Source organism: Marinobacter sp., assembly GCF_041686475.1.
In the GTDB taxonomy this organism is placed as follows: domain Bacteria; phylum Pseudomonadota; class Gammaproteobacteria; order Pseudomonadales; family Oleiphilaceae; genus Marinobacter.
On sequence record NZ_JAWLDU010000003.1, the window covers coordinates 21,770 to 34,520 of the forward strand.

At 57.0% G+C, this 12,751-nt stretch carries 11 protein-coding genes and 1 tRNA gene; all 12 read left to right on the top strand.

Annotation, left to right across the window (positions count from 1 at the left end; genetic code table 11):
- The first annotated feature begins 62 nt into the window (after positions 1–62).
- The 12 genes from flgG (at position 63) to secF (ending at position 12,719) form a co-directional block, all read left to right on the top strand.
- Entirely contained in the window at positions 63–851 is a 789-nt protein-coding gene (gene flgG, locus ACESMB_RS01305; protein ID WP_372970759.1) for a flagellar basal-body rod protein FlgG, read from the top strand.
- A 28-nt stretch (positions 852–879) separates the two neighbouring features.
- On the top strand, positions 880–1,584 hold the full coding sequence (gene flgH / locus ACESMB_RS01310) for a flagellar basal body L-ring protein FlgH (protein WP_372970760.1): 705 nt from the start codon (positions 880–882) through the stop codon (positions 1,582–1,584).
- Positions 1,581–2,678 (top strand): flagellar basal body P-ring protein FlgI, encoded by a 1,098-nt coding sequence (locus ACESMB_RS01315; protein WP_372970761.1) that lies wholly within the window; start codon positions 1,581–1,583, stop codon positions 2,676–2,678. The genes flgH and ACESMB_RS01315 overlap by 4 nt, the downstream gene beginning before the upstream one ends.
- Positions 2,679–2,686: 8 nt before the next feature.
- Positions 2,687–3,676: a flagellar assembly peptidoglycan hydrolase FlgJ gene (flgJ, locus tag ACESMB_RS01320; RefSeq protein WP_372970762.1), complete on the top strand. Its 990-nt coding sequence runs from the start codon at positions 2,687–2,689 to the stop codon at positions 3,674–3,676.
- Positions 3,677–3,681: 5 nt separating this feature from the next.
- Positions 3,682–5,730: a flagellar hook-associated protein FlgK gene (gene flgK, locus ACESMB_RS01325; RefSeq protein WP_372970763.1), complete on the top strand. Its 2,049-nt coding sequence runs from the start codon at positions 3,682–3,684 to the stop codon at positions 5,728–5,730.
- A 19-nt stretch (positions 5,731–5,749) separates the two neighbouring features.
- Positions 5,750–6,961 (top strand): flagellar hook-associated protein FlgL, encoded by a 1,212-nt coding sequence (gene flgL / locus ACESMB_RS01330; RefSeq protein WP_372970764.1) that lies wholly within the window; start codon positions 5,750–5,752, stop codon positions 6,959–6,961.
- Positions 6,962–7,044: 83 nt separating this feature from the next.
- Positions 7,045–7,131, top strand: a tRNA-Leu gene (locus ACESMB_RS01335).
- 41 nt (positions 7,132–7,172) lie between these two features.
- The gene (gene queA, locus ACESMB_RS01340; RefSeq protein ID WP_372970765.1) at positions 7,173–8,264 is read left to right on the top strand and encodes a tRNA preQ1(34) S-adenosylmethionine ribosyltransferase-isomerase QueA; all 1,092 of its coding nucleotides are present in this window, start codon (positions 7,173–7,175) and stop codon (positions 8,262–8,264) included.
- 14 nt (positions 8,265–8,278) lie between these two features.
- On the top strand, positions 8,279–9,397 hold the full coding sequence (gene tgt, locus ACESMB_RS01345; RefSeq protein WP_372925667.1) for a tRNA guanosine(34) transglycosylase Tgt: 1,119 nt from the start codon (positions 8,279–8,281) through the stop codon (positions 9,395–9,397).
- Between the two features lie 61 nt (positions 9,398–9,458).
- Positions 9,459–9,821: a preprotein translocase subunit YajC gene (gene yajC, locus ACESMB_RS01350; protein ID WP_372925621.1), complete on the top strand. Its 363-nt coding sequence runs from the start codon at positions 9,459–9,461 to the stop codon at positions 9,819–9,821.
- Positions 9,822–9,898: 77 nt separating this feature from the next.
- Positions 9,899–11,773: a protein translocase subunit SecD gene (gene secD, locus ACESMB_RS01355; protein WP_372970766.1), complete on the top strand. Its 1,875-nt coding sequence runs from the start codon at positions 9,899–9,901 to the stop codon at positions 11,771–11,773.
- Entirely contained in the window at positions 11,766–12,719 is a 954-nt protein-coding gene (gene secF, locus ACESMB_RS01360; RefSeq protein WP_372970767.1) for a protein translocase subunit SecF, read from the top strand. Before secD ends, secF begins: the two co-directional genes overlap by 8 nt.
- Positions 12,720–12,751: the final 32 nt, after the last annotated feature.

Sequence of the window (12,751 nt, forward strand, 5' to 3'; positions counted from 1 at the left end):
GATGGGTGCGGAAGCGGCAAGAATCAGCCGCATTGAAGCAACCCCGGCAAGGAGTACATGACATGCATCCAGCACTTTGGGTCAGCAAAACCGGGTTGAGCGCGCAGGACACCAACATGTCCACCATCTCCAACAATCTGGCCAACGTGAACACCACCGGTTTCAAGCGGGACAGGGCGGTGTTTCAGGATCTGCTGTACCAGATCGACCGGCAACCCGGTGGTCTGAATACCCAGAACTCGGAGCTGCCGTCCGGCCTTCAGCTCGGTACTGGTGTGCGTATCGTGGGCACCGCCAAGCAGTTTTCCCAGGGTAACCTGGAAGTCACCGAGCAGCCCCTGGATCTCGCGGTAAACGGCCGCGGATTCATGCAGATACTGCTGCCGGATGGCCAGATTGCATACACCCGTGATGGTCAGTTCCAGCTTAATTCCGACGGCGATATCGTCAACCCGGACGGTTATACCCTCGAGCCCAATATCAACGTGCCGGAAAACGCCACCAACGTCACCATTGGCAAGGACGGAACGGTATCAGCGGTGACTGATGACCAGGCGGCTCCGGTAAACCTGGGAGAAATCACGCTGGTGGACTTCACCAACCCCCAGGGGCTGCAGGCCATAGGTAACAACCTGTACAAGGCGACCAATGCCAGCGGCGACCCCGCTGAAGGCGAGCCCGGTATCGGCGGCCTGGGCACTGTTGAACAGGGCATGGTCGAGGCTTCCAACGTGGAAGTTGTGGAGGAGCTGGTGAACATGATTACCACCCAGCGCGCCTATGAAATGAACTCGAAAGTGGTCTCGGCAACGGACCAGATGCTGCAGTTCATCACGAACAATATCGGTTAACCGGCAGCAGCGAGCAGGAGGGGCAACCATGACACCCATTATCTCTAACAGAGAAGCCCGACACGGCGCCGGCACCCTGGCGGTGGTCCTGGCGCTGGTTGTGCTTCAGGGCTGTACTGCCATGAGCCGGCCCCGGGCAATGCCCGATGATCCGGCCTATTCCCCTGTTCGGGCCGAGGCCATGATGCAGCGGGATCCGGAGTCCGGAGCTATCTACCAGTCATCAAGAAACTACAGCCTTTACGGTGACACGGTCGCACTGAATGTCGGCGATATTCTGACCGTTACCCTGGAGGAATCCACCCAGGCCAGCAAGAACGCCGAAAGCAGCATCAACAAGGACAATGAAATTTCCATGCTGGACCCCCGTATTCTGGGCAAGGACAACCTTGGCGTGGACACAGACATTGATCTGGAACGTGATTTCCAGGGCCAGGCGGAAGCCGACCAGAGCAACAGCCTTAACGGCAATATCACCGTTACAGTGACAGAAGTGCTGCCCAATGGGATTCTGCACATTCGCGGTGAAAAGTGGCTGTCTCTGACCAACGGTGATGAATACATCCGCCTGACCGGTCTGGTTCGGCCCCAGGATATTTCCCCGGATAATATCGTAGCGTCGAATCGCATCGCTGATGCGCGCATCGCCTACGGTGGCACTGGTGACTTTGACCAGGCCAATCAGATGGGCTGGCTGGCCCGATTCTTCAACAGTGAGTGGTTCCCGCTATGAAAATGCTGAGGTTCGCGGTACTGGTATTGGTACTGTCGGTGATCGCTGCGCCCGTGCTGGCGGATCGCCTGAAGGACCTGGCTCGCATCAAGGGTGTGCGTGACAACCAACTGGTGGGTTACGGTCTGGTGGTGGGTCTCGATGGAACCGGCGACAAGGCGCCGTTCACCAACCAGACCTTCCGCAACATGATGAACCAGTTCGGCATTACCCTACCACAAGGGGTAAACCCGAACCTTGCCAATGTGGCGGCGGTGACGGTTACCGGCAATCTGCCGCCGTTCGCAAAGCCGGGGCAGGACATGGATATTACTGTGTCATCGATCGGCAACGCTGACAGCTTACGGGGCGGCACGCTCTTGATGACGCCGTTGAAAGGTGCTGATGACCAGGTGTATGCCATGGCCCAGGGCAGCCTGGTGGTTGGCGGTTTTGGTGCAGAGGGGGCAGACGGTTCACGTATCACGGTCAATGTGCCCAGTGTCGGCCGGATACCCAACGGTGCCACCATTGAGCAGGAGGTGACGTCACCCTTTACCAAGGGCGATACCATCACCTTCAACCTGATGCGTCCGGATTTCACCACCGCCCGCCGGGTGGTGGAAGCCATTAATGACCAGCTGGGGCCGGATATGGCCTATGCCCACGACGCAACAGCGGTATCGGTCAAGGCGCCCCGCGATCCGTCCCAGCGAGTGAGCTTTCTCTCCATTCTTGAAAACATCGATGTGGATCCCGCAGAGGAAGCTGCCAAGGTGGTGATTAACAGCCGCACCGGCACCATCGTTGTCGGGAAAAACGTCAAAGTGAGTCCGGCTGCTGTAACTCACGGCAACCTTACGGTGACCATCGAAGAGAATCCGGAAGTGGAACAGCCCAACCCCTTTACCGATGCAGACGCAGAGGTGGAGCCTGATTCCCAGATCGCGATTACCGAAGAACCGGCAAGAATGTTCCAGTTCGGGCCGGCGGTCACACTGAACGAGATTGTGCAGGCGGTGAACCAGGTAGGTGCTGCGCCGGGTGATGTCATGGCTGTTCTGGAAGCACTCAAGCAGGCCGGCGCTCTGCGGGCCGAGTTGATTGTTATATAGGTGGCGTGATGCAGGATTACAGTCTCCAGAAGGCACAGGTCTATACCGATTTTGACGGGCTCAACTCCCTTAAGAGCCGGGCCCGGACAGACAAGGATGCGGCACTGCTTGAGGTTGCAAAGCAGTTCGAGGGCCTGTTCCTGTCGGAAATGGTGAAATCCATGCGCAAGGCCGGCGATGTTTTCGCGGAAGGCAATTATCTCAACAGCAGCCAGTCGGAATTCTATCAGGAAATGTTCGACAGCCAACTCAGCCTCACATTATCGCAAAAACAGGGCACCGGACTCTCTGAAGCACTGGTTCGGCAGTTAAGCCGGCAGATTCCGGGTATGACCGACGAAGGTAAACCTATGGCGGCCCACAAGGCGGAGCTGGCAGATTACGACCGCAATGTACCCGTTCTGTCGCCACGTCTGCCGGAGCAGGTGGACAAGGTAAACCGGGTTGCCGAAATGCCCGCACCGGCCGTGAAGCCGGAAACAGGCGCAACCCTTCCAGACCGGTTCGAATCGCCGGAGCAGTTTGTTCGTGAACTGTTGCCCGTGGCTGAAAAGGTGGCTGAACAAAGCGGCATCAACCCCAGGCTGATGATTGCCCAGGCAGCACTGGAAACCGGCTGGGGCCGGCACATGATTGAGGGTGACGGCGGTTCACCGAGCTTTAACCTGTTCGGCATCAAGGCAGACCAGCGCTGGCAGGGCGGTTCCGTGGATATTGCCACGACTGAATTCCGGGAAGGTGTGCCGATGAATGAGCGGGCGGCGTTCAGGGCGTATCCGGATTATGAATCCAGCTTCCGGGATTACGTGTCGTTCCTTGAGTCCAATCCCCGTTATCGGGATGTGCTGGCCGCCGCCGACGACCCTGATCAGTTTGCCAACAAGCTCCAGGAAGCCGGTTATGCCACTGATCCGAATTACGGTGCCAAGATTCGCCGCATTATGAACAACGATTCCATGACAACATTGTCCATGGATTCCCGCGGGTCTGAGGAGTAACGGTTATGGCAGGGCTCATCAATACCGGTCTTACCGGCATCCTCGGCCACCAGACGGCGCTGAATACCACCGGCAATAACATTACCAATGCCAACACGCCAGGGTACAGCCGCCAGGAAGTCCAGTTTGAAACCCAAGCGGCGCAGCGCACTGGCGCCGGTTCCGTGGGTACAGGCGTCAACGTTACCGATATCCGCCGATTGGCCAACGAATATCTCACCCAGCAGGTGCGTGAAGACACAACACTGGCCGGAGAACAGGAAACCCTGAACTCCGAATTGTCACGCCTCGATAACCTTCTGGGTGGTGAGTCCACGGGCCTGAGTAATGCCCTCAATAATTTCTTCGCCAGCCTGCAGAATGCCGCTGAAGACCCGGCCTCGCTGCCCCAGCGGCAACTGGTGCTCAGCGAAGCGCAACAGGTTGTTAACCGTTTTGAAGCGCTTAACCAGGAATTCATCCAGCAGAGGGAGTCAATCAAGACCCAGAAGCAGCAGGGCGTAAAAGATGCCAATACGCTGCTCAAGAGCATCGCCGAACTGAACAATGCGATTTCAGAGTCGCCGGGGCTGGCGCAGGGGCGGGAGCCCAATGAGTTGCTGGACAAGCGGGACGAGAAACTGCGGCAACTGTCGGAGCTGGTCAACATCCGGGTGACTCAGGCCGAGGGTAGCCAGGTCAACGTGTCCCTGCGTAACGGTCAGTCTCTGGTCGTTGGCGATAATGCCGTGCAACTGGGCACCCGAGATGACTCAGAAGATCCTACATCGCTTGAGTTTACTCTGACCAACGGCGGTCGGACCAGTAATGTTGACGACCAGATCAATGGTGGCAAGCTGGGTGGTCTGCGCCGTTTCGAGTCGGAGGGGTTGCAGCCGGCGTTTGATGAGCTGGGCCGGATTGCGATTGCGCTATCTGAAACTGTTAATCATCAGCATGAAATTGGTATGGACCTTGAGGGTGAGTTGGGGGGGCGATTCTTCAGCGACATTAACTCGGAAGCGGCGCAACAAGGCAGGGTGATCGCTAATGCCAACAATAGTGCACCAAGAAATGCAGAGCTTGCGGTCGAAATCACCGACAGTTCAGAGCTGCCGGCTGGAAGTTGGTCTCTGGAGATTGGCGGCGATGGACGCAACTTCGAGCTGATTGACCGGGCTTCGGGTGAGGTCGTTAACCAGGGCCGTCTGCCGGACCCGGTGCAGTCTGAAATTTCCATGCCCGGGTTTAATATTCGGGTGGAGGGGGGCACCTTCAATGCCGGCGACAAGTTCCTGATCCAGCCCACCCGGCAGGCCGCGGCCAATATTGATCTGGAAGTGAACCGGGAGGAAGACCTTGCCTTCGCGAGTCCGGTGAGGGCAGAGGGCACTGCCGGAAATGCCGGTGATGCTACGATCAATCAGGGCAAAATGCTGAATGTGCGGAACCCGTCTACCAACTCGCTTTTGTCCAATTTCCGCCAGGAGGGCGAGCTGGATCCACCGTTGGATGTCGAGTTCTTTGAAAGCGGCGGTGAGATGTTCTATGACATTGTCGATGCTAATACCGGTAACCCCATTGTGCCGGCCGATCCCGCAGCCACGCCCCCGGTGAACCGGTTTGAGCCAGGCGTTTCAAACAAGTTGTTTACTGAAGATCCTCGTTCTCCGGATTATTTCGGCTTCCAGTTTGAAATATCCGGCAATCCTCAGCCCGGTGATTCCTTTGCGATTAACTACAACACGAACGGCGTATCGGATAACCGGAATGCCGAATTCATGGCGGCGCTGGGCACCAAGAATACCCTCAACAACGGCAGTCAGAGTTTTTCTGAAGGCTACGCCGGCCTGGTCGAGGACATTGGCGTGAAAACCCGTCAGAGCCAGCTGGACAAGGATGCGGGCAAAACCCTGCTGGAGCAGTCCACCAACCAGCGGGAATCGGTTTCAGGGGTCAACCTGGATGAAGAGGCCGGCAGGCTGATCCAGTACCAGGCCGCCTACAACGCCTCGGCTCAGGTGATGAGCGTGGCCCAGGATTTGTTCAATACCCTGTTACAGAGTTTCCGGTAACAGCGCGAGGTGATGTGACATGATCAGAATTTCATCACAGCAGATTTTTTCCGGTGGCATTAACCGGATGCAGGATCTTAATGGCAACCTGAACCAGACTCAGGAGCAGATCTCGACTGGAAAACGGGTTAACAAGCCTTCGGATGACCCTGTGGCGGCAGCGCGGATTCTCAAGCTGGACCAGGAACTATCTCGCATCGAAACCTATCAGCGTAACGCGGGGCTTGCCGAGAACCGGCTGCAACAGGAAGAGAGCACCCTGGGCGACTCACTGGATGTTATCCAGCGGGTACGGGAGCTGACGGTCCAGGCCGGTAACGGGTCTCTTTCGGCCAATGACCGCAAGTCCATTTCTTCGGAAATCAAGGAACGGCTGGGCCAGCTGGCTAACATTGCGAATACGCGGGACGCTTCCGGCGAGTATATTTTCAGTGGTTTTCAGGGCAATAACCCGGCGTTCGCCAAGAATGAATCCGGAAACTGGGAATACCAGGGAGATGAAGGGCAGCGGGTGCTGGAGATTGATGACGGTGTAACGGTGCCTATCAGCGACCATGGCAAGGGCATTTTCTCGACCATTCCGGCGGCGGTATCAGCAGAGCCTGGTGGGGGAAACACCGGAGACGGCCGGATTGATCAGGTTCAGGTAGTGGATAACAGCGCTTTCTCGGCTGTATCTCCGGATGACATTGAAATTACTGTCGACACAGGTACCAACACTCTGACAGCAGTCACGGATACGGGGGATGTTCTTGTCGGGCCACCCGGTATTCCCTACGAATCTGGCGAACCTTTTGAAATCGCAGGAGTTCGGGCTACCATCTCGGATGCGGAGGATGGCGACACCTTTACGATCCGCGCCAGCGAAAAGCAGTCCGTGTTCGCCACCTTCGAAAACCTGATTGACGGGCTGGATACCCTTGATAAGGGAACACCGGAAGGGCAGGCAGCCTATGACGACCTGATCGCCGCCTCCCTGCAGAACCTCGACAACGCCCAGGAGAGCATCGTCAAGAAGCAAACGGAACTGGGTGGTCGCCTGAACGCCGTGGAATCCACCAAGTCCTTTCTGGAGGACTCTTCCGTCTACAGCGAGGATATCCGCTCTGAACTACGGGATGTCGATTACGCAGAAGCTATCAGCAACCTGAGCTTCCAGAGCTTCGTACTACAGGCTGCCCAGCAGTCGTTTGCGCAGGTGTCCAGGCTTTCCCTGTTTGATCGTCTGTAAATTTCCTGAGCGTCGCAAGTTCAAGTACGGCGCTTATATTGCTTTCAGAATCAACCTCAGTATAATCCCCCACACTCTCCGATGGCGGCGTGGTGAAATTGGTAGACACGACGGATTCAAAATCCGTTGGGGTAAAACCCGTGGCGGTTCGAGTCCGCCCGCCGCTACCACTTACAAGCCGCTCAACGCGGTGACTTGAATAGTCCATTCAATGAACGTCTCCGATTTTCACTTTGATTTGCCGGATGAACTGATTGCCCGGTATCCCCTCAAAGAGCGCAGCGCGTCACGCCTGCTGGGTCTTGATGGCCTTTCCGGCTCCGTTACCCATAGGCAATTCAGCGATCTGCCGGATCTTCTCCAGCCTGGCGACCTTCTGGTTTTCAACGATACCCGGGTAATTCCGGCACGCCTGTTCGCGAAGAAAGAAACCGGCGGCCAGGTTGAAGTGCTGGTGGAGCGGCTGCTGGGAGAGCACGAGTTACTGGCCCACGTGAAGACATCGAAAGCGCTCAAACCGGGGCAGCGGATTATTCTGGAAGACGGCACCCCTATGCTGATGAAGCAGCGTGAGGACGCCCTCTTTCATCTGGTCTGTGACAGCAGCGAACCTCTTCTGGACCTCCTTGAGCGCATAGGGCATATGCCTCTGCCTCCCTATGTGGACCGACCAGACGAGTCAACGGACCGCGAGCGCTACCAGACTGTCTACGCCCGGGAGGCCGGCGCCGTAGCCGCGCCGACGGCCGGTTTGCACTTCGACGAGAAGATTCTGTCGCAACTCGAGGCCCGGGGTATAGAGAGCACGTTTGTCACGCTGCATGTGGGTGCAGGTACGTTCCAGCCCGTTCGAGTTGACCGTATCGAAAATCACGTGATGCACAGTGAAGTGGCCCAGGTGTCGCAGGCAACCGTTGATGCGGTGAATGCAGCGAGGGCCGGGGGTGGCCGGGTGGTTGCGGTGGGAACAACCTCGGTACGATCCCTCGAGTCGGCCAGCCGTGGCGGTGTGCTGAAGCCGTTCAAGGGCGAAACTGACATCTTTATCTACCCCGGTTATCGCTTCCAGACCGTCGATGCCATGGTGACCAATTTTCATCTGCCAGAATCAACGCTGATCATGCTGGTCAGCGCTTTTGCAGGCTACCAGAGCACAATGGCTGCCTACCGCGAGGCCGTTGCAGAGCGTTACCGCTTTTTCAGCTATGGTGACGCCATGTTTATTACCGGTCAGGAACCAAGCCTGGGCGCCCTCAAGTCCTATGCAGGGGAAGGGCACCCGGAATCCGGAGAGCAATCATGACTGATCAGTGTTTTATGTCGTTTGAAAAGCTGGGTGAGGATGGCCGTGCCCGGCGCGGGCGCCTGACTTTCCCTCGCGGCACCGTGGAAACCCCGGCGTTCATGCCGGTAGGCACCTATGGCACCGTCAAGGGCATGCTGCCCAGGGATATTAGCGAGATAGGCGCGGAGATAATCCTTGGTAACACCTTTCACCTGATGTTGCGGCCCGGCACCGAGGTTGTTAAGGCCCATGGTGACCTGCATGACTTTACCCAGTGGCACGGCCCCATACTGACAGACTCCGGCGGCTTCCAGGTGTTCAGTCTGGGAGAGATGCGCAAGATCACCGAAGCCGGCGTGACATTTCGCTCTCCAGTGGACGGTTCTCCGGTGGAACTGTCGCCGGAAATCGCCATGCAGGTGCAGCGGGACCTGGGCTCCGATATTGTCATGATTTTCGATGAGTGTACCCCCTATCCCGCCACGGAAAAGCAGGCCAGCGAGTCCATGGAGCTGTCGCTGCGCTGGGCCCAGCGCAGCAAAGAGGCCCACGCCGGTAACCCGGCTGCCCTGTTCGGTATTGTTCAGGGCGGGATGTACGAATCACTGCGGGAGCGCTCACTGGAGGGGCTTACGGAGATCGGTTTCGATGGCTATGCCATCGGCGGGCTGTCAGTGGGGGAGCCCAAGGAGGATATGATCCGTATCCTGGATCACCTGCCGCCAAAAATGCCGGAAGACCGCCCCCGTTACCTGATGGGCGTTGGCCGGCCGGAAGACCTTGTTGAAGCGGTTCGCCGGGGCGTGGATATGTTCGACTGCGTGATGCCCACCCGCAACGCCCGTAACGGATACCTGTTTACCTCCACGGGCATCGTCAAGATCCGTAATGCGCGTCATCGCCATGATACCGCGCCACTGGATGACCAGTGCGACTGTTATACCTGCCAGAACTTTTCGAGAAGTTATCTGCATCATCTGGATAAATGTGGAGAAATGCTCGGCTCGCAACTCAGCACCATTCACAATCTGCGTTACTACCAGAACGTGATGGCCGGATTGCGTGGCGCAATTGAAGCAGGTACATTGTCGGACTTTATTAGCGACTTCTATGCCCGCCGGGGTGAAACCGTGTCTCCAATGGCACAGTGACCCCGGGGCGAGCCGGTTCTGAACCGCTACCTGAACTTTTCTTAAAAAACGGAGATAGTCAATGAAATCAATCAAGTTACTTGTTGCTGCACTCTTTGCCGTAATGCCGACACTGGCCATGGCGCAGGATCCCGGTGCTGGCGGCATGGGTGTGATGGGGCAGGTGATCTTCTTTGCCGGCTTTATCCTGATTTTCTACTTCCTGATCTGGCGCCCGCAGTCCAAGCGTGCCAAGGAGCACAAGGCGCTGATGGCCGGCCTGAACAAGGGCGATGAAGTGGTTACCTCCGGCGGTATGGCCGGTAAGATCACCAAGGTAACCGACGATTTCATCGTGGTGGAAATTGCCGACAACGTCGAAGTGAAGGTTCAGAAAGTTGCTGTTGCAGCGGCACTTCCGAAAGGAACTCTGAAGGACATCTGAGCCGGCTTTTGACTCAGGTCTGAATTTGCCAAGCTGAAACATCACAGCCGGCCCGAGGGCCGGCTTAAAGGGACCCCATGCTGAACAAGTATCCGCTCTGGAAAAACCTGGTTATCCTGATCGCGCTGATGATCGGGTTTATCTATGCCCTGCCTAATGTCTTCCCTGACGACTACGCCATACAGATCACCGGTGCGCGGAGCAGCACCGAAGTCAACGAGAGGATTCTTGAAAGAGCTGTTGATGCGCTCGAGGCCAAGGGAATTGCTGTCAAGAACTCCGAGATTCAGGAGCGCGACGCCCTGATTCGCGTGAACGGTTCTGACGACCAGGTGCGCGCAAGGCCGGTTGTTCAGGACGCGCTCGGCAGGGACTATCTGGTGGCGCTGAACATGGCACCGTCAACGCCTGAATGGTTGAAGAGCCTCGGTGCTGGGCCCATGAAGCTGGGGCTTGACCTGCGCGGTGGTGTCCACTTCCTGTTGGAAGTGGACATGGAGACAGCACTTGAGCAGCGCCTCGAAGCCATGTCCAGCCAGGTCAAGCGTGAACTGCGCGACGAGCGCGTGCGGTATCGTGGCGGTGATCTGGAAGGTGACAATTCCATTGTCCTGACATTTCGGAATGAAGACTCGCGCAGCGAAGCCTTCAGTCTAATACGTGACCAGTACGACCAGTTCACGATGGACGAGCAGAGTGAGGATGATGAATACCGTCTGATGCTCACCATGTCGGAAGCAGAAGTCAGGTCGATCCAGGATTACGCGCTGGAGCAGAACCTGACAACCATCCGCAACCGGGTGAACGAGCTGGGTGTCGCAGAGCCCCTGGTGCAGCGCCAGGGCGCCGACAGGATTATTGTCGAGTTGCCTGGTGTCCAGGATACCGCCGCCGCAAAGCGTGTTCTCGGCGCTACTGCCAATCTGGAGTTCCGTCTTGAAGCTAGCCAGGACGAATCCGGCTCGAACACGGAGACCTACGAGTTCCGTGACAACCCCAATCGAGATGCACGACTGGAGCAGGAGGTCATCGTTACCGGTGATAACGTGTCCAATGCCCAGCAGGCGTTTGATGAGAACGGGCAGCCACAGGTCAACATCACCATGGACTCTGTTGGCGGTGATCTGATGAACCGGGCAACCCGCAATGCCATCGGTCGCCGAATGGCCGTCCTGTTTATCGAGTACCGCACGGAAACCGAAGAGGTGGAAGTTGATGGGGAAACCCAAACCGTGGACAACCGGGTGGTCGAGAAGGGCATTATCAGCCTGGCCACAATCCAGTCTGCGCTGGGCAGCAGTTTCCGGATTACCGGCCTTGATTCCATTCCGGAAGCCTCGGAACTGGCACTGTTGTTGAGAGCCGGCTCCCTGGCAGCACCCATGTATTTCGTACAGGAGCGCACAATCGGCCCGAGCCTTGGCCAGAAGAACATTGACGCAGGCTTGATGTCAGTCGTGATCGGGTTTTTGCTGGTGCTCTGTTACATGATCGTGTATTACCGGGGATTCGGGGTCATTGCCAGTGTTGGCCTGACGCTCAACCTGATGATGCTGATTGCCTGCATGTCGATACTCTCCGCGACCCTGACTCTGCCGGGTATCGCCGGTATTGTACTGACAGTGGGTATGGCGGTTGATGCCAATGTGCTGATCTTTGAACGGATAAAGGAAGAGCTGAAGACAGGCATTCCGCCCCAGTCAGCCATCAATTCCGGTTACTCCAGGGCCTTCGTATCAATTTTCGATGCCAACATCACCACCCTGCTGGTAGCCGTCATCCTGTTTGCCATGGGTTCCGGGCCGGTCAAAGGGTTCGCGGTGACTCTGTCGATCGGTATTCTCACATCGATGTTCTCCGGGCTGATGGTCAGTCGCAGCATCGTAAATCTTGTATACGGCGGTCGAAAGATCGAAAAGCTGTCGATCGGAAGGAAGCTGGCCAATGTCTGAAGTTGAGAAGAAACCAATCGATTTCATGGGCATACGGAAGGCTGCTTCCGTTGTGTCCATTGCGCTGATCATCGCTGCGGTTGCTCTGCTGGCGACTCGTGGCCTGAACCTGGGCCTCGATTTTACCGGCGGTACGTCGGTTGAGCTTGAGTACCAGCAGGCGCCCGCACTGGATGATGTACGGGAAACCCTGGAAGACTCCGGCTACGAACAGTTCGTGGTCCAGAATTTCGGTTCCGATACCACCATTCTGGTGAGAATGGCGGAATCGGAAAACGACAAGCTCGCAGCAGAGGTGACCGAAGCTCTGGCAGAGGATGGTGCCGAGCTTGAACTGGTCAGTTCCGAGTTTGTCGGATCCCAGGTGGGCGAGGAGCTCAAGGAAGACAGCGGCCTCGGGATGCTGATTGCCCTGGCGGTGGTGCTTATCTACGTCGGTATGCGCTTCCAGTTCAAGTTCGGCATAGCAGCGGTTGTGCCGCTTGCCCACGATGTGATTATTGTTCTTGGTGTGTTCTCGCTGTTCCAGTGGACCTTTGATCTGAGTGTGCTGGCCGCACTGCTCGCGGTGATCGGTTACTCCCTGAACGACACGATCGTTGTGGCGGACAGAATTCGGGAGAACTTCCGCAAGCTGCGGGAGGGAGATTCCGAGCATGTTATCAATGAGTCCATTCAACAGACCATCAGCCGGACCATCAACACATCCGGCACGACGCTCGCTGTTCTTCTGGCCCTGTATTTCCTGGGGGGAGAGGCCATCAACAACTTTGCGCTGGCGCTGATGATCGGTGTTGTGGTGGGTACCTATTCCTCCATCTACGTTGCCGCCAACATGCTGGTTGCCCTCGGTGTTGCCCGGGAAGATCTGATTGTACCGCCGAAGGAAGGTCTGGCGGGGCAGGAAGAGGAAGAAGAACCGCCCGATTGGCTGAACCGGATGTAATCCGGTCAGTCAGAAAAAAGCCGCAACACCTT